This is a genomic window from Tsuneonella rigui (assembly GCF_003958625.1).
Classification (GTDB): domain Bacteria; phylum Pseudomonadota; class Alphaproteobacteria; order Sphingomonadales; family Sphingomonadaceae; genus Tsuneonella; species Tsuneonella rigui.
The window spans coordinates 18,907-39,667 of sequence record NZ_RSEL01000017.1; the positions used below are offsets into that span (position 1 = coordinate 18,907).

Genomic DNA, 20,761 nt, shown 5'->3' on the forward strand with positions numbered 1-20,761 from the left:
GTTGCGGGGAAAGTTCCGGATTCGTCAAGCATCTTGGGTGGCGTGCGCCTAACCGGCCGCCTTAGCGCGGGCGCAGCGCTTGATTTCGCTGCTTGGTCGGGGCCGCCCCGTAGCGTTCCTTGAACGCGCGCGCGAAAGTGTCCTCGTTCTTGAAGCCGCAGCGCCGCGCCAGGATGGAAATGCGTTCGCGCGCCGCCGGGTCGATGGTGAGCGCACGATGAGCGAGATCGAGCCGCCGCTCGCGAATGAACGATGCGACGCCGCCCGAACGCCGGAACATCCGATAGAGCGTTGCGCGCGAAGCTCCGAATTCATCGGCCAGCCGTTCGGCGGAAAGGGTATGATCGGCCAGGTTGGCTTCGATGTACCGGCCGATCTCGGCGAACATCGAGCGATCGGTATCGCCGGGCGCCTCGGGCGATTGGCTGCGCCCGACGAATGCCGCTTCGCACAAAGTGGCCGTCAGCATGCCGAGCACGTCGCGATCGAACTGATCGGCTATCGGGCTCGCTTGCGCCAACGTGCGCAAATGCCCGCCGAGAACCCGGGCTCGGGCAAGCTGGGCGGGCAGGACTCGGCCGTGCAAGACTCCGCCGTCTGTCGCCAAGCCAAGCATCCGGCGCGGGATCAGCAGGCTGAAGGCGGCAAACGCAGGCGCTTTGGAAGTGAACGGTTGCGACAGGTCGAGGCACGAGATGTCGCCGACCTCCACTATGTGGCTCTGGTCGCCGATGGAGCACTCGAAGCCACCGCGGGTGTACATTTGCACCAGCACTTGATCGGCGCCGCTGCGCGCGATCACCCGCTCGTCGCGCACGAACAATTGGCTGCTGCCTTCGGTGATCGCGAAGACGATCTCGCCAAGGCGAAAAGTCTCGATCGAAGCATGAAAGGGCGTCTCCAGCGGATCGATGTCGAACAGCGATTCCACGACCGCGCGCCAACCGGCAAGATCAACCGACCCTAGATTGTCCGCTCCCTCATGAAGCGATGCCTGCACTGATTCTCGGCCGTCCATTTCGATCCCTCGACTCGGCGACCTCACCCGCTGGAAACCGCTTCAAACGGCAGTTTTGGGCCATCGGCTGGCGGCATTATCCTGCAAAACGTCTCAATTTGCCACCAAAAAATCTCAAGAAAGGTTAATCTGTTTGACTCACCATGGCTAACGAAAGCACCGGGGAGACAGGACGCGAACCGCAGAGAAGCTCTCAAGCGGCGTTGAAAGACAAAGATTTTTCACGCCGGCTTATTTTCCTGCAGGTTCACGAGGGTTGCTGAACTTCGTTAATTCCCCAGCGGAAACCGCGGGGAATCCACTCTGCCTGGCTCCGGCATGTCGCCGTGGCCAATGGGGATCAGCACGTGCGCCGATTGGTGATTGCATTGATGGGACTGGTGGCGATGGCGCTCAGCGCCGCGCCCGCGTCTGCGCAATTGTCGAGCACGGTCTACGAAGGCCAGTCGATCCCGCTCTCCATCCCGGTCACCGCGAGCGTCGGCGGACGGTGTCAGTTCGCCACCAACGGCGCGCCGACCGGCAGTTTCGATGCGGGGCTGATCGATCAGGTGACCTGGTCGCATGACTTCGGCTTCACGATCGACTGCAACACCGCGGCGCGCGTGGCCGTGGTCTCGCTCAACGGCGGGCTCAAGGCCCCGACCACGGTGAGCGACCCCGGCTACCTCGGCCTCGCTCCCTACACCGTCACGCTCAATCTCGACGGCAACACGGTCGATACCAACGCGTCGTGCCTGGTCGAAACGCTCAAGGCGACCGCCGCGGGCCCCTGCTCGTTCCGCGGCCCCGCTTCGACCACCGCGGGCCTGCGGCTCGCCGGGCCGTCGCAAAACCAGACCCAATCATATCTGCGGGTCAGCGCGCCCGCCTACACCGGGCCCGGCACGCTGATCTCGAGCAACGCCTACGCCGACACCCTGACCATAACCATAGCGGCTGCGCCATGAACGCGGCGGCACTCTTTCGCGGACAAGGGATCGTTCCGCACCAACTCGGCCGCGCAGCGGCAAACGGAGGTAACGTAACCATGAAGAAGCTTGCTCTGGCGGCGCTCGCCGTCTCTGCCGCGATGGCGACTCCCGCCGCCGCGCAAAATGTGACCGGCACGGTCAACATCACGGGCAGCGTCGCCCCTAAGTGCTTCGTGCTGCCCAACAATGCGGGCAACACGTTCGGCACAACGGTGGCAATGGGCGAACTCGCTCAGAGCGATGGCACGCTCAAGGACTCGGCGACTTTGTCGAACACTTTCGCCACCGTCGGCGGTACCGGCTTGCAGGCCCAAGTTCTGTGCACCTCGGCCACCCCGGGCGTGTCGGTCACTGCGGAGCCGCTCGTGAACACCGCGACGGCCGACACCGGCTATGACAATTCAGTCGACTATACCGCCGACGTCACTTTCACGCAGGTGGTTGGGACGACCGCCGTGCATGATCCCAGCAACGTGCCCGCCGCTTCGACTGCGACGCTGACGAGCCGCCTCAATGGCAGCGGCACCAACGTCGCCGTCGCCACCAGCGGCTGGAACGCCTCGGGCGTGCTCGTCTCGGGCAACTACACCGGCAAGATCACCATCGTCGTTTCGCCGGGCACCTGAGCCCGGCGCGATTGAACCGTACAAGGACACCATCATGCGTAAGTCACTACTTCTGCTGGCTCCGGTCGCCCTCGCGGCGACCCCGGCGCTGGCGCAGACCGCCGATGCGACCGGCACCGTCTCGATCGACGGCTCGGTCGCCGGGCGCTGCCTGTTCACCACTCCGAGCGCGACCATCTCGCTCAACGAGCTGGCGCTGTCGGGCAGCGACACCAACGCCGGCAAGCTGAACACGGCCGCCGTCAACGGCAAGACCGCGACGCTGGTCGGCTGGTGCAACAGCGCCGCCGCCGGGATGACCGTCCAGGCCTTCCCGCTGCTCAACGCCGCGACCAGCGCGACCGGCTTCACCAACCGCGTCGATTTCACCGCCACCGCGACCGCCAACTCCGCCTCGGGCACCGACACGACGCTGGTCGCGGGATCGGGCACGCCGGTCTCGGTCGGGATGTTCACCGGCAATGTCGGCGTCGCGCTGTCGGCGTCGTCGGCACCCGGCAACGCCCTTCTGGTCGCCGGCACCTACAACGGCTCGGTCGAAGTGACCCTGTCTCCGGTGTTCACCCCGCCGGCCTGAGCGGGCTGACCAGTTTGTCCAGGAGATCGTAGCATGCGTACGCTTTTCATCACCTCGGCCCTGACCTTGGCCGCCATCGGCTCGCCCGCGTTCGCGCAGGCGACCGATAGCGACACCGCCGATGTCGCGATCGAGGGCAACGTCACGCCGCTGTGCGTGCTGGGAGAGCCGTCGCAGGCTTCAATCAACCTGGGCAACCTGATCGCCACCTCGGGCACGCGGGTCGGCAAGATCCGCACGATCGCGAACCAGAGCGTCACGCTGCCGGCCAGCTTTTGCAATTTCGCAGGGTCGGTCGCCAGCGTGTCCGCGACGGCGCTGGTCGAGACGGCCAACGGCACCACCGCACCGCCGACGGGGTTCGCGCGGGCGGTCAACTACACGGCGGTCGCCGGCCAGTGGGGCGGCGGCACCGCCTCGGCGACCACCGCCGCGACCGCCAGCGGCACCAACGCGACGACCACCGGATCGAGCTCGGTTCAGCAGACTCCCCGCCAGACCGACCTGACGGTCGACCTCTCGGCCTTCACGGCTCCCGGAGACGGGTTGCTGGTGTCCGGCAGCTACTCGGGCCTCGTCCGCGTGACGCTCGGCCCGGCGGCGGTCACCGAACAATGAACAAGGATCTTCTCATGAACGCCCGCGCCCTGACCCTCGCCGCGATCGGCCTCGGCTCCCTGCCGATTGCCGCTCACGCGCAGGAAGCGACCAGCACCGACACCAAGACCTTCGTGGTGACCGGCAACGTGCCCGCGCTGTGCTCGGGCGGGACGCTCAGCGGCAATCAGGGCACGTTCGATCTCGGCGTGCTGATCAACACGTCGACCGGCTTCCTGCGGACCGACCTGTCGGCTCCCGCGCGGACGCTGGCCGGCGCGTATTGTTCGGCTCAGAGCACGATCACGGTCGCGGCCACTCCGCTGGCGGCGCAGAACTTCACCGCCACTCCGCCGAGCGGGTTCAGCCGCTCGGTCGATTACACCGCGACCGCATCGGGCTGGACCACCACCCCGGCGAGCTTCACCACCTCCGCCGCGACCAACACCGCCGCGAAGCAGACCCGTTCGACCGCCTTTACCGGCGACATCGCGGTCGGCGTGGCGAACTTCGCCACCACCGGCGGCAATGCGCTGCGGCTCGTGGCCGACACCAACTATCGCGGCACGGTGACCGTGACGCTGGCGGCGGCCAACTGAGATGCGCAAGGCGGTGGTCCTGGCGGCGGCAACCTGGGCGGCCTTCGCCGCGCCGGGCGCGCTCGCGCAGTCGGCGACTGCCGTCCAGTCGCTGCCGGTAACCGGGCAGACGCCGCAAGTCTGCACCCTTCAACAAGGCGATTTGCGGACGGGTGAGCTGATCAATTTCCGCGGCGCCGACGGGGATACCCTGCGGGTTCTGGAACTGGTCGATCCGCGCACCTTGAAGGCGCAATCGGCGCGCGCCTCGGTGTTTCTGAGCGCGGTGTGCAACTTCCCGCACCGCATCCGGATCGAATCGCGGGACAACGGGCTGTGGCCGATCGAAGGACCCGTCTCGCCTGACCAGCCGAGCTTCGCCACCGCGCTGCCCTATCAGATCAGCTACACCTGGGCGGATCGGTCGGGCACGCTGCAGGCGGATGCGAAAGTCCGCCGCGCGCATGAATCCCGCGCCGACGTCGACTCTCCCGCCGCCGGCGACGTGCGGATCGACATCGAGCTCGATGCCGGCGCCTCCAACACCCAACTCGGCGCGCCGGTTCTCGCCGGCAACTACGCCGACACGCTGCGCATTTTCCTGGAGCCCCGGTAATGCGGTCTATCGTTCCCGCGGCAATCGCCCTGCTGGGCTTGTCAAGCGCCGCCTCGGCGCAGGACCTCTCCAACACCAGCGAGGCGGTGCGCGTGTTCGCCGCCGCTCAGCCGGCGTGCGTGGTCAGCGCGGCCGCCTCGACCGGCGGCGCGCTCAACGCGGTGTTCACCCCGGACGGCACCGGCGGCGGCGCGATCGCGATCACCCAACTGGTCGATCCGCAGACCGCCGAGCCCCGCGCCTCCAGCATCGAGCTGAGCCTGCCGGTCGTCTGCAACGCCGCGCATCGGCTGTCGGTGGTGAGCGACACCGGCGGGCTGCTGCGCGCCGGCGGCCAACCCGCCAACCGCCTCGCGCCTGACGCCTTCGCGGACCTGCTGCCTTACACGATCGGCGTAGATTGGGCCGGGACCACGCTGCAAGCGCCGAGCGACCGGACCGGCGGCATCGAGACGGACCAGCCCGCCCGCAACGGCGAACTGCGGCTGCGCATCGGCACAGCGAATGGTGGCGGTTTGCTAACCGCCGGCAATTACGCCGACACCGTCACGATCCAGTTTGAACCGGCATCGTGACGTGAACCGGCATCTTCGAGGGACGCACATGAGAAATCTGTTTTACCGATCGGTCGCCGCGGTCTGTCTGGCCGCGGCTCCCGTCAGTCAGGCGGCGGCGATGACCGTCCAGCCGGTTGTGCTCGACCTGCAAACCGCCGGGCGCGGCATGTCGCAGGTGATCACGGTCGAGAACACCTTTTCCACCCCGCTTCCGGTCGAACTGCAGATCCAGCAGCTCGAACTGACCGAAGACGGGGTCAAGCTGACCGGCGTTGACCCCGGCGACCTGCTCGTCTTCCCGCCGCAGGCGCTGATCCAGCCGGGCCAGACCCAATCCTTCCGCGTCCAGTACGTCGGCGATCCGGACCTGCAGGAAAGCAAGCACTACTACATCACCGTCGCCCAGCTCCCCGTGAAGCTGCCGGAAGGGCAGTCGGCGATCCAGATCCTGTACAACTTCCAGGTCCTGGTCAGCATCGGCCCGCAAGGCGGCAAGCCGGCCATCGCGGTGGTCGACAGCGCGGTGTCGGACGACGCCGGTCATCACAATCCGCTGATCACCGTGCGCAACGATTCGGCGAACTACGGCTACCTGTCGCAGGGCAAGCTGCGGGTCGTCGCGCGTGATGCCGCGGGTAACGAAGTTGCCCGCGAAACGCTCAACGGCCCCGAAATCCAGCAGCGGATGGGCTTCGGCCTGATCGGCGGCCACCAGACCCGCAAGGTGCGGCTCCCGGTCGAGCTCCCGACCGCAGCCGGAACGGTCGAAGTGACCTTCTCGCCAGGCGACTAGGATGGAGCGGAGGGGCCTCATCCTGATCCGCCTCGGCGTCAGCGCGCTCGCGCTAGCGACGCCGATGGCGCTGTTCGCGGCCGACCAGCCCGAACCGCCGGTCGCCGCACCGCCGCGCGCGCTCAATGCGACCGGGCGCGACGTGGTGCTGACCGTGCCGGTCAAAGATGGCGCGACCTATCTCGGCGATATCCCGCTGACGATCGGCGCGGACCAGGCCGTGCGCTTCCCCGCCGACCGCGCGTTGCAATTGTTGAGCGAAGTGCTGGCGCCCGACGTGCTCGACACGCTGCGCGCCTCGCTGCAGCCGGCGGCGCAAGTCGGTCCCGGCGACTTCGCCCCGGTGGGTATCGGCGTCGAGTACGATGCGCAGCGGATCGAACTCGTCTTCACCATTCCCGTCGAGCGGCGCGCCTCGCGCTCGGTCGCGGTGACCTCGCTCGATCGCGAGCGGATCGGCGAGGTGCTCGCCCCGCTCGACGCCAGCGCCTACCTCAACATCCGCGGCTCGTTCGATCTGGTCGAAGACGGCTTCGACGAGGGCTTCGAGAACCCCACCATGCTGCTCGACGGCGCGATCCGGATGGGCAAGGTGGTCGCTGAAAGCGACGCGATCTGGAGCCCGGGCGCGTTCGGGCACGATTTCCAGCGCCTCGGCAGCCGGCTGGTCTATGACGATACCCAGGCGATCATGCGCTGGACTGCGGGCGACCTCGAGACGACCGGCCGCGGCTTCCAGTCGGTGCCCGATATCGCCGGCATCTCGGTCTACCGCTCATACGGCGTGCTCAACCCGCAGCAGATCATCCGCCCGCGCGGCGATCGCAATTTCCGGCTCGAGCGTGCGTCGATCGTCGAGGTGCTGGTAAACGGCCAGCAGGTCCGCCGGCTGCAATTGGCGCCCGGCAACTACGACTTGCGCGATTTCCCCTTCGCGCAGGGCGCCAACGACATTCGCCTCAACGTGCTCGACGACACCGGCCGCACCGAGATCCTGCGCTTCAACGTGTTCCTCGACCAGACCCAGCTCGCCGAGGGGCTGAGCGAATTCGGCGTCTACGCGGGCGTCCGCGCGCCGCTGCGGCAGGCGGGCCCGCATTACACCGACGATCCGGTGTTCAGCGGATACTACCGGCGCGGCATCAGCGACTACGTGACCCTGGGCGCGAACATGCAGGCCGATGAGGACGTGCAGATGGGCGGGCTCGAAGCGGTCCTCGGCACTTCGCTCGGCACCTTCGGGCTGCAGGGGGCGGTCAGCCATTTCAAGGGCGTCGGTGACGGGGTGGCCCTGCAGGGGACTTTCCAGCGGCTGATCCAGCGCGGCGACGGCCGCAGCGACACCCTCAACCTGTTCGCCGAACACCGCAGCAAGGACTTCGCGCCGGTCAGCTTCTTTCTGCCCGACAATCCGTTCCGCTACGAAGTCGGGGGCGGCTACAGCCACGCGTTCTCCGACCGGTTCTACACCGGGGTCGACGGACGCTATGGCAAGGGCCGCGGCACCCGCCCCGACGTCGCCAGCGCGCGGCTGACCGCCGGCTGGCGCATTTCGGACCAGGCGACGCTCAACATGGAGGGCCGCTACACCAAGGATTCGCTCGGCGACGAGGTCAGCGCGTTCGCGTCGCTGACCATCCGCCTGGGCCGCTATTCTTCGGTCCGCGGCGAGTTCGACAGCCGCGGCGACCGCGCGCGGGTTTCCTACCAGACGCTGCGCGGATCGGGCGTGGGCAGCTACAACGTGACCGCCGACGCCGAAACGAGCGATTTCGGCAGCGGCATCAGCGTCAACGCGAACTACTTCGCCAACCGCGCCGAGCTCGGCTTCAGCCACTACGGCGCGTTCGACGGTACCTTCGGCGAGAGCGTCAGCCAGCGCAGCAACTTCCGCCTCGGGACCTCGATCGCAGTCGGCGGCGGCGCGGTGTCGGTCGGCCGGCCGATCTACGACAGCTTCGCGATCGTGCAGCCGCACCGCTCCTTGAAGGGCGCGAACGTGATCGTCGATCCGACCACCTACGGGTTCGCGGCCGAGAGCGGCGCGTTGGGCGCGGCGACGATGCCGAGCCTGTCCTCGTATTCGGAGCGCACGGTGCCGGTGGATATCGAGAATGCGCCAGCGGGGACGGACATCGGCCAAGGGGCCTTCCGCCTGTTCCCGGCGTACCGCAGCGGCTACCTGCTGACCGTCGGGTCCGACTACAACGTCACCGCGCTCGGCACGATGATCAACGCCGACGGCGAGCCGATCGCGCTGGTTTCGGGCACCGCACGCGAAGTGACGCATCCGGAGCGTGAGGGCATCACGGTCTTCACCAACCGCCAGGGCCGCTTCGGCGCGGCGGGTCTGGCGCCAGGCAAGTGGCGGGTCGAAATGCTCGACGACGCGCGCTCGGTCTTTATCATCGACGTCCCGGCAGACGCGCAAGGCGTCCTGCGGGTGGGCGAAATCAGGCCCTCAGGGGAAGTGAAATGATTGGTGCAACCACCGTCCGCCGCTGTCTGGCCGGGCTCGCTGCCGCCGCCGCGCTGGCGTGGGGCGGCGCGGCGAGCGCCGCAACTTGCGGCATCATCGGCAGCGCGACCGCCAACGGCGGGGTCTACGATCCGTTCAGCCCGACCGGCTTTCCGACCGCGACCGTGACTCTGCGGCTGCAGCGCATCAACGGCGCGGGCGGGCAGAAGACCGACATCGTCAACTTCTACCTCAAGAGCAATTCGACCGCCGCAGACGGCACCTCGATCGTCCCTACCTCGGTCGCGGTCGACGGCAACGTGACGGGCCTCAACCTCGATATCTTCTACGACTTCAACCAGTCGCCGCCGACCGTTGCACCGACCTCGGTCAATCCGAGCTCGGCCAACCAGTTTCTGAAGATTGAGTTCACCGGCAACAACGCCGCGTCTGACTTCGCCAACGTGACTTTCCAGGTCACCTTGCCCGCCAACCTGGACCTGAACGCCTCCACCACGCTGCCATTCGACGCGGTGTTCGCCTGCTCGACCACCGGCGGCGGGAGCCCGACCCAGCAGACCGGGAGCATCGCCAACGCGGTGTCCTTCCCGATCACCGTGCTGAGCGCGCTGCAGGCGAGTTACGGCGGCGCCCCGCTCGATTTCGGAGAGATTGGCGACAAGACCAACGCCGACGTCGCGGGCAGTCCGCTGACCTACGTCACCGCGCCGACCAACTACGTGCGCGTGCAGAGCTCGGGCCCGTACGAAATCTCGCTGACTTCGGCGAACAACTACTACATGACGCCCGGCGGAACCGCGACGGCGAACCCGCTGCAAAAAGTAGGGTACAGGCTCAAGTTCCTCGGCGCGACGCGCGTGCCGACCAATACCGCGGCGATCACCACGATCTGCCCGCGCGCCGGTGTCGGCATCGCCGCCGAGGATCACCTGAACATCCAGGGTCAGCTCGCCGAAGGCGGCGCGGGCAAGGTGGTGTCGGGCAACTACCGCGACACGCTGACGGTCACGATCGCGCCCAAGGCGGCCGCGACCGCGACCACCTCGGGCGGAGAATGTTCTGGACTGAGCGGCCAGTTCTGACCGCTCGCCGGCGCGAGCCTTAGAGCGGTTCGATCCGGAAGCTCAGCGCGCCGCCCTCGACACCTTCGGGCAAGGCGATCGCGAGGCTGCGGCTGTCGATCGCGGCGCGGTCGGACTGGCTGACCACGGCGGTGCCATCGGCCGGCAGCGCCACTTCCTGACCATCGACGATCAGCTTCGCATTAGCGAGCGAGGCCGAATAGTCGGCATGCACGCGGTAGCCGTGCGGGCTGTTGCAGAATTCCTTGAGCTCGCCGAGGCTGGCGGTGCCCGGCTGCGCGGCGACCAGATCGGCGGTCACGCGGGCGTGGCAGATCACCGGCACGAAGCCGCTGATCGTGATCCGCGTCGAATTCGCGCCCAGCGCGACGCCGGGATCGACGCCTACGACGGGGGTAGCAATCGCTGCCGCAACGACGCCCACGGCGAGCGGGAGTTTGAAAGCGGTCATGGCAATACTCTCCTTGAGAACATTGCCCGCTGACTAACGCGATGGTGGTTAACGCCCTGCGCGCCAGACAAGGTTAACGCCGTGCGAACTGTAGCGCGCTCGTCAGCCGATCCTCAGTGCGAAAAGGCGATGCAATCGAATGGCATCGCGGGCACTTCTCTCGCTCGAAATGGTAAACGACAGCGCTAACGCCCCCGCTTTCGAAAGGTATCCGGAGATTTTATGCAGGAAGGCGTTAGTGCCGTTCACCAGACATCGGCAGGCGTCAGCCTCTGCGCCCCGCCCACTCGCGGTTGATGTAGAGCGCACCCAAAGTGCAGACCACGCCTGACAGCAGATAAAGTCCCACCGACCACAAGCCGAACCGGCTGGCGAGGAACAGCGCCACGAAGGGGGCGAAGCCCGCGCCGATGAACCACGCCGAGTTGGAGACGATCGCCGCGCCGGTATAGCGGTGCTCCGACGGGAAGCTGGAATTCACCGCGCCCGCGGATTGGCCGAACGCTAGTCCCAGCAAGACGAAGCCGCCGAACATGTACGCGGTCTCCCCCACCGCCCCTGCGTTCAAGAGCTGCGGTGCAAAGCCGCTATAAGCGCCGATCAGCGCGGCCGATACGCCGAGCACCGCGCGGCGGCCTACCCGGTCGGCGATCACGCCCGACGCCATGATCGACAGCACGCAGATGAGCGCGCCGACCGCTTCGATGATCAGGAAGCGGACCGGGTTCTCCTCGGTATAGAGGCTCACCCACGACAGCGGGAAGACGGTCACAAGGTGGAACAGAGCGAAGCTCGCCAGCGGAGCGAAAGCGCCGAGGAGGATCGTGCGCCATTCGCTGAACAGGGTCTCGAATGGCGGCGAGGGCTGCAGGTCGCGCGTTTCGAACAGGCGCTTGAACTCCGGCGTCGCGACCAGCCGCAGCCGCGCGAACAGCGCCACGACGTTGATCGCCAGCGCGACGAAGAACGGATAGCGCCAGCCCCAGCTGAGGAAATCCTCCGAACCGAGCAGCGCGAGGAAGTACGCGAACAGCCCGCTGGCCACCACGAGCCCGAGCGGCGCACCGATCTGCGGGATCATCGAATACCATCCGCGCCGGTCCTCGGGCGAATTGAGCTGCAGGAGCGAGGGCAGCCCGTCCCACGCGCCGCCGAGCGCGATGCCCTGGCCGAGACGGAAGAACGCCAGCAGCCAGGCGCTCACCGCGCCCACCTGCGCATAGCCCGGCAAAAGCGCGATCGCCATCGTCGACCCGCCGAGCAGGAACAGCGCGATGGTCAGCTTGACCCCCCGCCCGTGCCGCTGGTCGATCGCTGTGAAGATCAGCGTGCCAAGCGGCCGCCCGACGAACGCGAGCGAGAACAGCGCGAACGAATAGAGCGTGCCCGTCAGCCGGTCGACGTAGGGAAACACCAGCGCGGGGAACACCAGCACCGACGCGATTGCGTAGACGAAGAAGTCGAAGAACTCGCTGGTGCGGCCGACGATCACGCCGATGGCGATCTCGCCGGGGCGGATCTCGTCGTGACGAGCGTTGACGAGCCGCGCATCGCGCTCGAGCGGCGTAGAGTTCGATGGCGAGGCGGGTGCCGTCATCGCTGCTGGTCTCCAAATGCCGACGCGCCTTGTCGCCCCGAGACGGGAACGACGCAAGCCGTCGACGTTTCCAATGAAGCAACACGGTGCGTTTGAGGATTGGACAAAATGTCCAATGTCGCGTGCGTCTGTGCCGCCGCTAAAGGGAGGGCATGCTGCAGCGTTTCCCGTTCCGCCGCCTTCGCCCCGCGCTCCTTGTGCCGCTGCTAGGCCTGCTGGCCGCGTGCGACCGCGCGGTGTTCAACCCGGCGGGCGACGTGGCCCGCCAGCAGCGCGACATCATCTATATTTCCACCGGGCTGATGCTGCTGATCATCGTGCCGGTGATGGTGCTGATCGTCGTGTTCGCGTGGCGCTATCGCAAGGGCAAGGGCGGCACCTACGATCCGCACTTCGACCACTCGACCGCGCTCGAACTGGTGATCTGGTCCGCGCCGCTGCTGATCATCATCATCCTGGGCGCGCTGACCTGGTCGAGCACGCACCTGCTCGATCCGTTTCGCCCGATCGACGTCCACGCGACCGAGCACGAAGCGCACGCGCCGATCGAACAGCCGCTGCGGGTGCAAGTGGTGTCGCTCGATTGGAAATGGCTGTTCATCTATCCCGACCAGGGCATCGCCACGGTCAACGAACTGGCGCTGCCGGTGAACCGCCAAGTGCGGTTCGATCTCACCTCGACCAACATGATGAACACCTTCTACGCGCCGACGTTGGCGGGGATGATCTATGTAATGCCGGGGATGCAGAGCACGCTCCACGCAGTGCTCAACCGGCCGGGCAACTACGAAGGTCTCTCGGCCAACTACAGCGGCGCGGGCTTCTCCGATATGCGCTTCCAGCTCAAGGGCGTGGACCAGGCCGGGTTCGACGCATGGGTCGCGCAAGCGAAAGCCTCCGGCCGCGCGCTCGACCTCGCCGCCTACGAACAGCTGGTCAAGCCGAGCGAGAAGGTGCCGGCGATGCAGTTCGCCGCGGTCGATTCCGACCTCTACCGGCGCATCCTCGAGCGCTGCGTCGAGCCGGGCACGCCGTGCATGACCGACCTGATGGAGCACGACCGGATGCGCGGCGGCGGCAACCCGCACGACGTCCGCCCGGGGGCTGGCATGCCGCAGCGGGGCAACTCGATGCCGATGCACGGATCGAAGCCGGAAGGCGCCATGCTCCGCTCGCCCGACGAGAAGGGCGAGATGGTCAACACCAACCGCTTCAAGGCGCCGGCGGACCACCACAAGGCCCCCGCGCAGCCGCCCGAAGACCGCAAGATTAGCGCCGCGACGCCCGCCAGCGTCGTTGCAGCCGCCTGAATTCCTGGAGCCACGCCCCCGTGTTCGATCAATCGCTCGCCAAGACCATCTTCGGACGGCTGACTTGGGAATCCTTCCCCTATCACGAGCCGATCCTGGTCGGCACGTTCGCCGTCGTGGTCCTGCTCGGCCTCGCGATCGTGGCGGCAGTGACCAAGTTCAAGCTGTGGGGTTGGCTGTGGCGTGAGTGGCTGACCAGCGTCGATCACAAGAAGATCGGGGTGATGTACATCATCCTGGCGATCGTGATGCTGCTGCGCGGGTTCTCAGACGCGCTGATGATGCGCGCGCAGCAGGCGATCGCGTTCGGGCCGAACGAAGGTTACCTGCCCGCGCATCACTTTGACCAGGTGTTCACCGCGCACGGGACGATTATGATCTTCTTCGTCGCGATCCCGCTGATCTCGGGCATCATCAACTTGGTGATGCCGTTGCAGATCGGCGCGCGCGACGTGGCGTTTCCGTTCCTCAACAGCCTGTCACTGTGGCTGACGGTGGCCGGCGCACTGCTGGTGATGGCGTCGCTGTTCATCGGCGAGTTCTCGACTGCCGGCTGGCTCAACTACGTGCCGGTGGCGAACCTGCAGAACTCCCCCGGGACGGGCCCCGATTACTATCTCTGGTCCCTCCAGATAGCGGGTCTCGGCACAACGCTATCCGCGATCAATATGGTGACGACGATCATCAAGATGCGCGCGCCGGGCATGACGATGATGAAGATGCCGGTGTTCTGCTGGACCGCGCTGTGCAGCCAGACGCTCGCGATCGCGATCTTCCCCACGCTCACCGCCGCGTTCGCGATGCTGATGCTGGACCGTTATCTCGGGTTCAACTTCTTCACCAATGATCTCGGCGGCAACCCGATGATGTACTGGAACCTCGTGTGGGTGTGGGGCCACCCGGAGGTCTACGTGCTCGTCCTGCCGGTGTTCGGCATCTATTCGGAAATCACCTCGACCTTCACCGGCAAGCGCCTGTTCGGCTATTCGTCGATGGTTTACGCGACGGTGGTCATCACGATCCTCAGCTACCTCGTGTGGCTGCACCACTTCTTCACCATGGGATCGGGCGCCAGCGTCAACAGCTTCTTCGGCATCGCCACGATGGTGATCTCGATCCCGACCGGCGCGAAGATCTTCAACTGGCTGTTCACGATGTACCGCGGATCGATCCGCTTCGAGCTGCCGATGATGTGGGTGGTGGCATTCATGCTGACCTTCGTGGTCGGCGGGATGACCGGCGTGCTGCTGGCGGTGCCGCCGGCGGACTTCGTGCTCCACAACTCGCTGTTCCTCGTCGCGCACTTCCACAACGTGATCATCGGCGGCGTGGTGTTCGGCCTGTTCGCAGGCATCGAGTACTGGTGGCCCAAGGCGTTCGGCTTCAAGCTCGACCGCAAGTGGGGCCTGGTCCACTTCTGGGGCTGGGTGATCGGCTACTGGGTGGCGTGGACGCCGATCTACATCGTCGGCCTGATGGGCACCACGCGGCGCGTGCGGCACCTCGACGATCCGACGCTGCAGCCGTGGTTCGTGATCGCGGCGATCGGCGCGGTGATCATCGCCATCGGCATCGCCGCGTTCATCATCCAGATCGCGGTGAGCATCAGGAACCGCGACAAGCTGCGCGATACGACCGGCGATCCGTGGGACGGCCGCACGCTGGAGTGGTCGACAAGCTCACCGCCGCCGCCGTACAACTTCGCGTTCACGCCGGTCGTCCACGATCTCGACGCGTGGTACGACATGAAGCAGCGTAACGCCGGCCGGCCGAAGGATGGCTACCTGCCGATCCACATGCCGCGCAACACCGGGATGGGGGTGATCCTCTCCGGGCTCGCGCTGGTGCTCGGCTTCGCGATGGTGTGGTACATCTGGTGGCTGGCGGCGCTGTCGTTCGCCGCGCTGATCGCCGCCTCGATCGCGCACACCTTCAATCGTAACCGCGACTACTACGTCCCCGTGGACGAGGTGGAGCGCACCGAACGCGGCCGGCAGCCGCTGCTGACGGCGGGAGCCTAAGCCATGGCGAAGATCCCTCACCCGGCCGCCGCCGAACAAGCGCCGACCTTCTACGTCACCGAAGACGACCACGCGCACGCCGGCAGCCCGACGATCCTGGGCTTCTGGATCTACCTGATGAGCGACGCGCTCATCTTCGCGACGCTGTTCGCCACCTTCGGCGTGATGAGCACCAGCTTCGCCGGCGGGCCTTCGCCGCGCGAAATCTTCGAGCTGCCGCTGGTCGCGCTCAACACCGCGCTGCTGCTGATAAGCTCGATAACATACGGGTTTGCAATGCTGGCGCTGGACGGCGGCAAAGTGCGCACGGTGCAGGCGTGGCTGCTGGTGACCGGCCTTCTCGGCGCGGCGTTCGTCGGGGTCGAGCTGTTCGAATTCGGCACCCTGATTGCCGAAGGCGCAACGCCGCAGCGGAGCGGGTTTCTCTCGAGTTTCTTCACGCTGGTGAGCACGCACGGGCTGCACGTGACGGTCGGCATCGTCTGGATCGGCGTGATGCTGGTGCAACTATCGCAGAGCGGCGCGACGCCCGAGAACCGGCGGCGCCTCTTGTGCCTCAGCATGTTCTGGCACTTCCTCGACGTCGTGTGGATCGGCGTCTTCACCTTCGTCTACCTGCTGGGAATGATCCGATGAGCGCGACCAACCACGCTGAGGAAAGTTACGGCCACGGCACGAAGCGTAGCTACCTTATCGGCTTCATCCTGTCGGTCGTCCTGACCGCGGTTCCGTTCTGGCTGGTGATGACCGGCGTGCTGACCCCGGCCGCCACGGCCATCACGGTGATCGCCATGGCGGTGGTACAGATCCTGGTGCACACGATCTGCTTCCTCCACGTCAACACGCGCGCGGAAGGCGGCTGGACGCTGATCGCCTACGTCTTCACAGCGGTGCTGCTGGTGATCATGATCGCAGGATCGGTGTGGATCATGTACCACCTCAATACCAACATGATGCCCGGCATGACCACGGGCGAGGTGAGCTACACTCCGTGAGCGGAGCGCGGGGGAAGCGCCGCTTCCTCCTGGCGCTGTGCGCGCTCGGCACGCTGCTGTTCGGCGCGCTCGGCGTGTGGCAAGTCGAGCGGCTGGCGTGGAAGCTCGACCTGATCGAGCGGGTCGATGCGCGGGTGCAGGCGCCGGCTGCACCTATACCTTCGCGTTCGGCATGGCCGGAGATCACCGCTCAATCCGAAGAGTACCGGCACGTCGCGGTGCGCGGCACATTCCTCCACGACCGCGAGACGCTGGTCGATGCGCTGACCGAGCGCGGTGCGGGCTACTGGGTCATGACCCCGCTGCGCACGGCCCAGGGGACGATCCTAATCAATCGCGGGTTCGTGCCTCGCGATCGGGCAAAGCCTTCCAGCAGAGCGGCAGGGCAGGTCGCGGGCGAAGTGGCCATCACCGGCCTGCTGCGCATGACCGAGCCAGGCGGCCGCTTCCTCCGCCCCAATGATCCGGCGAACAACCGCTGGTATTCGCGCGACGTGGCGGCGATTGCCCGTGCCCGCGGCGTGTCCGGCGCGGCTCCGTTCTTCATCGACGCCGATGCCACGCCCAATCCCGGCGGACTGCCGGTCGGCGGCCTGACCGTGGTCCACTTCCGGAACGCCCACCTCGTCTATGCGCTGACCTGGTTCGGCCTCGCCGTGCTGTGCCTGGTGGGGCTGGCGCTGGTCCTGCGTTCGCGCGAAGAGCGGGGCTGATGGATCGGCCCCTGCTCGCCCTCACCCGCCGCCCCCCGCCGCCAAGCGGGCGCTCGCCTGACGAGGCGGCGGCGGAGAACATGCGCCAGCTCATCCAGCTACGCTGGATTGCGGTCGCGGGGCAGGTGGTGGCGATCCTATTGGCTCACTTTGCGCTCGGGGTGCGCCTGCCGCTCGCACCGATGCTCGCGGTCGCGGCCGCACTCTCGCTGGCGAACATAGTGTTCATGCTCAGCCTGCGCCGGTTTCGCGCGGTGCCCGGGGAGTTCCTGCTCGCGCTGCTGCTCGACATGGCCGCGTTAACCGCGCAGCTCTACCTGAGCGGCGGAGCGACCAACCCGTTCATCTCGCTCTACCTGCTGCAGGTCGTGCTCGGCGCGATCCTGCTGCCGCCCGCGATGGTAATCCCGCTCGGCGCCTCATGCTGTCTGGCGTTCGCCTTCCTCACCTTGCGCCATCTGCCCCTGCGCCTTCCCGCGCGGCTGTGGGATCGCGAGGCTGACCTCATGCTGATCGGCCAATGGGTCAGCTTCGTGATGGTCGCGGCGCTGCTGGTGCTGTTCATCACCCGCATCAGCCGCAACCTGCGCGCGCGCGATGCCTATGTTGCCGAGCTCGCCCAGCACGCGGCGGAGGAGGACGGCATCGTGCGGATGGGCCTGTTCGCCAGCGGAGCCGCGCACGAGCTCGGCACGCCGCTTTCCTCGCTCTCGGTGCTCGTGGCCGACTGGCAACGCGATGCGCGCCTCTCCGCGCACCCCGAATTGCGCGAGGAGCTCGGTGAGGCGCAGGCCGAGATCCAGCGCTGCAAGCAGATCGTGTCCAACATCCTGCATTCGGCGGGCGAAGCGCGCGGCGAAGCGATGGGGTCGGTCGCGGTTGCGGATATGCTCGATGATATCGCGGCAGGTTGGCAAGCGGCTCATGCGGCGATCGACTTCACCTATGCCAGCGACGGTCTCGGGCAGGCCCGCGTGGCCGCCGAACCGGCACTGCGGCAGGCAATCTGGAACCTGCTGGAGAACGCCGCCGAGGCCTCATCGCCGAACGTCACGCTCGCGGGCGCCCAGGCGCACGAATATGTATCGATCACGGTCGCCGACCGCGGTCCCGGCTTTACCGACGATCAGCTTCGCAACATCGGCAAGTTGTACCAGTCGAGCAAAGGCCCCGGTCACGGCCTCGGCCTGTTCCTCGCGGTCAATGTCGTTCGCCGCCTCGGCGGGCGGCTCGCTGTGAGCAACCGCGATGGCGGCGGCGCGGTAGTCGAGCTCAGCTTGCCGCTATTGCCCGAGCTATCGGAACGGGAGGGATAGATGGACGACACCAGCAAAACCCTCGTCATCGTCGAGGACGACCTGACCTTTGCCCGCACCCTCGCCCGATCGTTCGAGCGCCGCGGCTACCGCGTCTCGACCGCTCACGGCAGCGCGGAATTGACCGCCCTGCTCGAAGTCGAGCGCCCGGATTACGCCGTCGTCGACCTCAAGCTCGGCACCGAGTCCGGCCTCGGCTGCGTGCGGCTGCTCAAGGAGCGTCACCCAGACACGCGCATCGTCGTGCTCACCGGCTACGCCAGCATCGCGACCGCGGTTGAGGCGATCAAGCTCGGCGCGATGAATTACCTGCCCAAGCCCGCCAACACCGACGAGATCGAGGCTGCGTTCGGCCGGACGGCCGGCGACACCGAGGCGCCGATCACCCGGCAGGCGACCTCGATCAAGACGTGGGAGTGGGAGCGCATCAACGAGACGCTGGCCGAGACCGGGTTCAACATTTCGGAGACGGCGCGGCGTTTGGGGATGCATCGGCGGACGCTCGCGCGGAAGCTTGAGAAGCGGCCGGTGAAATAGCGTTTAGGGAGAGGGTGGGATTGGCCGGCGCTTCGCACCGGCCGTCTTCGCTTCGCTTCGACTCCGAACCCGGTGGGTTCGTCCACCTCACGCGTCCCCAACAGCAAAAAGGCCCCCGCTGGGCGGAGGCCTTTTTGCTGGCGGAGAGGGTGGGATTCGAACCCACGGTACGGTTGCCCGTACACCGCATTTCGAGTGCGGCGCGTTCGACCACTCTGCCACCTCTCCGCGAGGATTCGTGCCTTGCCCCGCGCGGGGCCGGTCGAAACGAGCGCGCCGCCTAGCCAATCGCTCGCCGCTTGCCAAGTACCCAAACGACACGGCGGGGGAACAACCGTGGCCGCCAGCTTGTTTGGCAATTCCCAAGGCTTATATTTGCATCATGGATCGCGCCCAGTTCTTTTCTGCCCAGGCCGGCCGCACGATCGAGGCGCCGCGCCACACCAAGGCCCGCTTCGGCGTGGGTGAAGTCGTGCGCCACCGGCTGTTCGATTTCCGCGGCGTGGTGTTCGATATCGATCCGGTCTTCGCCAACAGCGACGAGTGGTACGAGGCGATCCCCGCCGCCGTCCGCCCGAGCCGCGAGCAGCCGTTCTACCACCTGCTCGCCGAGAACGCCGACAGTAGCTACGTCGCCTATGTCAGCCAGCAGAACCTCGTGCCCGATGCCGAGAACGGCCCGGTCGATCACCCGCAGGTGAACGAGCTGTTCGATCGCTTCGCCGACGGTCGCTACAAGCTGCGCCGCGGCCTGACGCACTAACTCTTCAGCTTCCACCCCGATCGCAGCACGAGGTAGGTGATCAGCGCCAGCACGGCGTTGAACACGCCGAGGCCGACCGCGCCCTGGATCACGGCGAGGTTAGTGTCGCCGATGTCGCTCCGGCCGAGGAAGCCGAAGCGGAATCCCGAGATCACGTAGAAGAACGGATTGGCGCGGCTGATCGCCTGGAACACCGGCGAGAGATTGTGGATCACGTAGAACGTGCCCGACAGCAGGCTGAGCGGTGCGACGACGAAGTTAGTCACCGCCGCGGCGTGATCGAACTTCTCCGCCCAGATCGAGGTCAACAGGCCCAGCAGCGCGAGCAGGGTCGCGCCCATCAGCCCGAACCACACCACCGCCCACGGATGCGCCATCGCCAGGCTGACGCCCGGGAACATCAGCATCGCTCCCCCGACCGCCAGCCCCACCGCGATTGCGCGAGTGACCGCAGCGCCGACGATGCCGGCCATTAACTCACCATTGGAGAGCGGCGGCATCAGCAGGTCGATAATTGTCCCCTGGATCTTTCCCGACAGGAAGCTGAAGCTCGAATTGGCGAAGGCGTTCTGCATCATGCCCATGACGATCAGACCGGGCGCAACGAAGGTCGCGAACGGCACCCCCAGCACCATCCGGCCGGATCGCCCCATCGCCACCGTGAAGATGACCAGGAACAGCAGCGTGGTAACGGCCGGCGCCCAGATCGTCTGGGTCTGCACCTTGAGAAACCGGCGAACCTCCTTAATATAGAGGCTCCACAAACCGATCCGATTGAGCCCCTGGATCACCGGCTGCCCGCGCGGGATGAAAGCGCCGGGTGCGCGGGTTTCCACCGCAGGGGAGTGGGCTTGATCGGGCATGGCGCCGCGACTAGGGCCAAGCGCCCCCTGAAACAAGACGCTTGGGCGACCGGCGCCCACACGACCGACAGGACGAAACCGACCCGATGAGCTGGACCGACGAACGCATCGCCACCTTGAAGAAGATGTGGGAAGGCGGCGCGACCGCCAGCCAGATCGCCGATGAGCTCGGCGGGGTCAGCCGCAACGCGGTGATCGGCAAGGCGCATCGCCTTGGCCTCAAGGCGCGTCCCTCCCCGGTGAAGCCGAACGAGGAAAAGCCCGAGCCGAAGAAGGCCGCCGCTCCCGCGCCTGCCGC

Annotated in this window: 23 protein-coding genes and 1 tRNA gene; 19 read left to right on the plus strand and 5 right to left on the minus strand. The window is 66.7% G+C overall.

Annotated features, from left to right (window positions below; genetic code table 11):
• Positions 1–61: 61 nt before the first annotated feature.
• Entirely contained in the window at positions 62–931 is an 870-nt protein-coding gene (locus ELY12_RS07850) for an AraC-like ligand-binding domain-containing protein (protein WP_164549453.1), read from the minus strand.
• A gap of 434 nt (positions 932–1,365) precedes the next feature.
• Here ELY12_RS07850 and ELY12_RS07855 point away from each other — a divergent pair, with 434 nt between their 5' ends.
• The 10 genes from ELY12_RS07855 (at position 1,366) to ELY12_RS07900 (ending at position 9,897) form a co-directional block, all read left to right on the plus strand.
• Positions 1,366–1,968, plus strand: a complete 603-nt coding sequence (locus tag ELY12_RS07855; protein ID WP_126176156.1) for a hypothetical protein — start codon at positions 1,366–1,368, stop codon at positions 1,966–1,968.
• An 80-nt stretch (positions 1,969–2,048) separates the two neighbouring features.
• Positions 2,049–2,618 (plus strand): hypothetical protein, encoded by a 570-nt coding sequence (locus tag ELY12_RS07860; RefSeq protein ID WP_126176157.1) that lies wholly within the window; start codon positions 2,049–2,051, stop codon positions 2,616–2,618.
• Positions 2,619–2,652: 34 nt separating this feature from the next.
• Positions 2,653–3,195, plus strand: a complete 543-nt coding sequence (locus ELY12_RS07865; RefSeq protein ID WP_126176158.1) for a hypothetical protein — start codon at positions 2,653–2,655, stop codon at positions 3,193–3,195.
• 33 nt (positions 3,196–3,228) lie between these two features.
• On the plus strand, positions 3,229–3,813 hold the full coding sequence (locus ELY12_RS07870; RefSeq protein ID WP_126176159.1) for a hypothetical protein: 585 nt from the start codon (positions 3,229–3,231) through the stop codon (positions 3,811–3,813).
• Between the two features lie 14 nt (positions 3,814–3,827).
• On the plus strand, positions 3,828–4,391 hold the full coding sequence (locus ELY12_RS07875) for a hypothetical protein (protein WP_126176160.1): 564 nt from the start codon (positions 3,828–3,830) through the stop codon (positions 4,389–4,391).
• A 1-nt stretch (position 4,392) separates the two neighbouring features.
• Positions 4,393–4,986 (plus strand): hypothetical protein, encoded by a 594-nt coding sequence (locus tag ELY12_RS07880; RefSeq protein WP_126176161.1) that lies wholly within the window; start codon positions 4,393–4,395, stop codon positions 4,984–4,986.
• Positions 4,986–5,561, plus strand: coding sequence for a spore coat protein U domain-containing protein (locus ELY12_RS07885; RefSeq protein WP_126176162.1), 576 nt, complete (start codon positions 4,986–4,988; stop codon positions 5,559–5,561). Before ELY12_RS07880 ends, ELY12_RS07885 begins: the two co-directional genes overlap by 1 nt.
• 28 nt (positions 5,562–5,589) lie before the next feature.
• Entirely contained in the window at positions 5,590–6,336 is a 747-nt protein-coding gene (locus tag ELY12_RS07890) for a fimbria/pilus periplasmic chaperone (RefSeq protein ID WP_126176163.1), read from the plus strand.
• Between the two features lies 1 nt (position 6,337).
• Positions 6,338–8,815 (plus strand): fimbria/pilus outer membrane usher protein, encoded by a 2,478-nt coding sequence (locus ELY12_RS07895; RefSeq protein WP_126176164.1) that lies wholly within the window; start codon positions 6,338–6,340, stop codon positions 8,813–8,815.
• A complete protein-coding gene (locus tag ELY12_RS07900; RefSeq protein WP_126176165.1) occupies positions 8,812–9,897 on the plus strand; it encodes a hypothetical protein in 1,086 nt (361 codons plus the stop codon). The genes ELY12_RS07895 and ELY12_RS07900 overlap by 4 nt, the downstream gene beginning before the upstream one ends.
• Positions 9,898–9,916: 19 nt before the next feature.
• Here ELY12_RS07900 and ELY12_RS07905 read toward each other — a convergent pair whose 3' ends face one another.
• Positions 9,917–10,348 carry a hypothetical protein gene (locus ELY12_RS07905; RefSeq protein ID WP_126176166.1) on the minus strand — a complete coding sequence of 144 codons (432 nt, stop codon included), beginning with the start codon at positions 10,346–10,348 and terminating at the stop codon, positions 9,917–9,919.
• 265 nt (positions 10,349–10,613) lie between these two features.
• Positions 10,614–11,945: an MFS transporter gene (locus ELY12_RS07910; RefSeq protein ID WP_126176167.1), complete on the minus strand. Its 1,332-nt coding sequence runs from the start codon at positions 11,943–11,945 to the stop codon at positions 10,614–10,616.
• Between the two features lie 152 nt (positions 11,946–12,097).
• On the opposite strand from ELY12_RS07910, the gene cyoA reads away from it, so the two are divergent.
• From cyoA to ELY12_RS07945, 7 genes are read left to right on the plus strand one after another with little or no spacing between them, the layout of a single operon-like run.
• Positions 12,098–13,255 carry a ubiquinol oxidase subunit II gene (gene cyoA / locus ELY12_RS07915; RefSeq protein ID WP_126176168.1) on the plus strand — a complete coding sequence of 386 codons (1,158 nt, stop codon included), beginning with the start codon at positions 12,098–12,100 and terminating at the stop codon, positions 13,253–13,255.
• Positions 13,256–13,275: 20 nt separating this feature from the next.
• Positions 13,276–15,276, plus strand: a complete 2,001-nt coding sequence (cyoB, locus tag ELY12_RS07920; RefSeq protein WP_126176169.1) for a cytochrome o ubiquinol oxidase subunit I — start codon at positions 13,276–13,278, stop codon at positions 15,274–15,276.
• 3 nt (positions 15,277–15,279) lie between these two features.
• The gene (gene cyoC, locus ELY12_RS07925) at positions 15,280–15,912 is read left to right on the plus strand and encodes a cytochrome o ubiquinol oxidase subunit III (RefSeq protein ID WP_126176170.1); all 633 of its coding nucleotides are present in this window, start codon (positions 15,280–15,282) and stop codon (positions 15,910–15,912) included.
• On the plus strand, positions 15,909–16,271 hold the full coding sequence (gene cyoD, locus ELY12_RS07930) for a cytochrome o ubiquinol oxidase subunit IV (RefSeq protein WP_126176171.1): 363 nt from the start codon (positions 15,909–15,911) through the stop codon (positions 16,269–16,271). Before cyoC ends, cyoD begins: the two co-directional genes overlap by 4 nt.
• Positions 16,268–16,984 carry an SURF1 family cytochrome oxidase biogenesis protein gene (locus tag ELY12_RS07935; protein WP_126176172.1) on the plus strand — a complete coding sequence of 239 codons (717 nt, stop codon included), beginning with the start codon at positions 16,268–16,270 and terminating at the stop codon, positions 16,982–16,984. The genes cyoD and ELY12_RS07935 overlap by 4 nt, the downstream gene beginning before the upstream one ends.
• Positions 16,984–18,300, plus strand: coding sequence for an ATP-binding protein (locus tag ELY12_RS07940; RefSeq protein ID WP_126176173.1), 1,317 nt, complete (start codon positions 16,984–16,986; stop codon positions 18,298–18,300). The genes ELY12_RS07935 and ELY12_RS07940 overlap by 1 nt, the downstream gene beginning before the upstream one ends.
• On the plus strand, positions 18,301–18,837 hold the full coding sequence (locus ELY12_RS07945; protein WP_126176174.1) for a response regulator transcription factor: 537 nt from the start codon (positions 18,301–18,303) through the stop codon (positions 18,835–18,837). It abuts the gene before it with no gap.
• 138 nt (positions 18,838–18,975) lie between these two features.
• Here ELY12_RS07945 and ELY12_RS07950 read toward each other — a convergent pair.
• Positions 18,976–19,065 (minus strand) — tRNA-Ser (locus tag ELY12_RS07950).
• Positions 19,066–19,219: 154 nt separating this feature from the next.
• Here ELY12_RS07950 and hspQ point away from each other — a divergent pair.
• Complete coding sequence (gene hspQ / locus ELY12_RS07955) at positions 19,220–19,600, plus strand: heat shock protein HspQ (protein ID WP_126176175.1); 381 nt, start codon at positions 19,220–19,222, stop codon at positions 19,598–19,600.
• Here the strand turns inward: hspQ and ELY12_RS07960 are convergent.
• On the minus strand, positions 19,597–20,463 hold the full coding sequence (locus ELY12_RS07960) for an ABC transporter permease (RefSeq protein ID WP_126176176.1): 867 nt from the start codon (positions 20,461–20,463) through the stop codon (positions 19,597–19,599). The two genes, hspQ and ELY12_RS07960, sit on opposite strands and share 4 nt — an antisense overlap.
• A gap of 86 nt (positions 20,464–20,549) precedes the next feature.
• On the opposite strand from ELY12_RS07960, the gene ELY12_RS07965 reads away from it, so the two are divergent.
• Positions 20,550–20,761 (plus strand): GcrA family cell cycle regulator (locus ELY12_RS07965; protein ID WP_241229779.1); only part of this gene is annotated, 212 nt, incomplete at its 3' end.

Excerpts from the sequence above, each read along its gene's own strand:
- ELY12_RS07870 (WP_126176159.1), top strand. The coding sequence starts at position 3,229 with ATGCGTACGCTTTTCATCACCTCGGCCCTGACCTTGGCCGCCATCGGC.
- cyoA (WP_126176168.1), top strand. The coding sequence starts at position 12,098 with ATGCTGCAGCGTTTCCCGTTCCGCCGCCTTCGCCCCGCGCTCCTTGTG.
- ELY12_RS07900 (WP_126176165.1), top strand. The coding sequence starts at position 8,812 with ATGATTGGTGCAACCACCGTCCGCCGCTGTCTGGCCGGGCTCGCTGCC.
- ELY12_RS07910 (WP_126176167.1), bottom strand. The coding sequence starts at position 11,945 with ATGACGGCACCCGCCTCGCCATCGAACTCTACGCCGCTCGAGCGCGAT.
- ELY12_RS07895 (WP_126176164.1), top strand. The coding sequence starts at position 6,338 with ATGGAGCGGAGGGGCCTCATCCTGATCCGCCTCGGCGTCAGCGCGCTC.
- cyoD (WP_126176171.1), top strand. The coding sequence starts at position 15,909 with ATGAGCGCGACCAACCACGCTGAGGAAAGTTACGGCCACGGCACGAAG.
- ELY12_RS07960 (WP_126176176.1), bottom strand. The coding sequence starts at position 20,463 with ATGCCCGATCAAGCCCACTCCCCTGCGGTGGAAACCCGCGCACCCGGC.
- ELY12_RS07890 (WP_126176163.1), top strand. The coding sequence starts at position 5,590 with ATGAGAAATCTGTTTTACCGATCGGTCGCCGCGGTCTGTCTGGCCGCG.
- ELY12_RS07905 (WP_126176166.1), bottom strand. The coding sequence starts at position 10,348 with ATGACCGCTTTCAAACTCCCGCTCGCCGTGGGCGTCGTTGCGGCAGCG.
- ELY12_RS07860 (WP_126176157.1), top strand. The coding sequence starts at position 2,049 with ATGAAGAAGCTTGCTCTGGCGGCGCTCGCCGTCTCTGCCGCGATGGCG.
- ELY12_RS07945 (WP_126176174.1), top strand. The coding sequence starts at position 18,301 with ATGGACGACACCAGCAAAACCCTCGTCATCGTCGAGGACGACCTGACC.
- ELY12_RS07865 (WP_126176158.1), top strand. The coding sequence starts at position 2,653 with ATGCGTAAGTCACTACTTCTGCTGGCTCCGGTCGCCCTCGCGGCGACC.
- ELY12_RS07875 (WP_126176160.1), top strand. The coding sequence starts at position 3,828 with ATGAACGCCCGCGCCCTGACCCTCGCCGCGATCGGCCTCGGCTCCCTG.
- ELY12_RS07940 (WP_126176173.1), top strand. The coding sequence starts at position 16,984 with ATGGATCGGCCCCTGCTCGCCCTCACCCGCCGCCCCCCGCCGCCAAGC.
- cyoC (WP_126176170.1), top strand. The coding sequence starts at position 15,280 with ATGGCGAAGATCCCTCACCCGGCCGCCGCCGAACAAGCGCCGACCTTC.
- ELY12_RS07885 (WP_126176162.1), top strand. The coding sequence starts at position 4,986 with ATGCGGTCTATCGTTCCCGCGGCAATCGCCCTGCTGGGCTTGTCAAGC.
- ELY12_RS07880 (WP_126176161.1), top strand. The coding sequence starts at position 4,393 with ATGCGCAAGGCGGTGGTCCTGGCGGCGGCAACCTGGGCGGCCTTCGCC.
- hspQ (WP_126176175.1), top strand. The coding sequence starts at position 19,220 with ATGGATCGCGCCCAGTTCTTTTCTGCCCAGGCCGGCCGCACGATCGAG.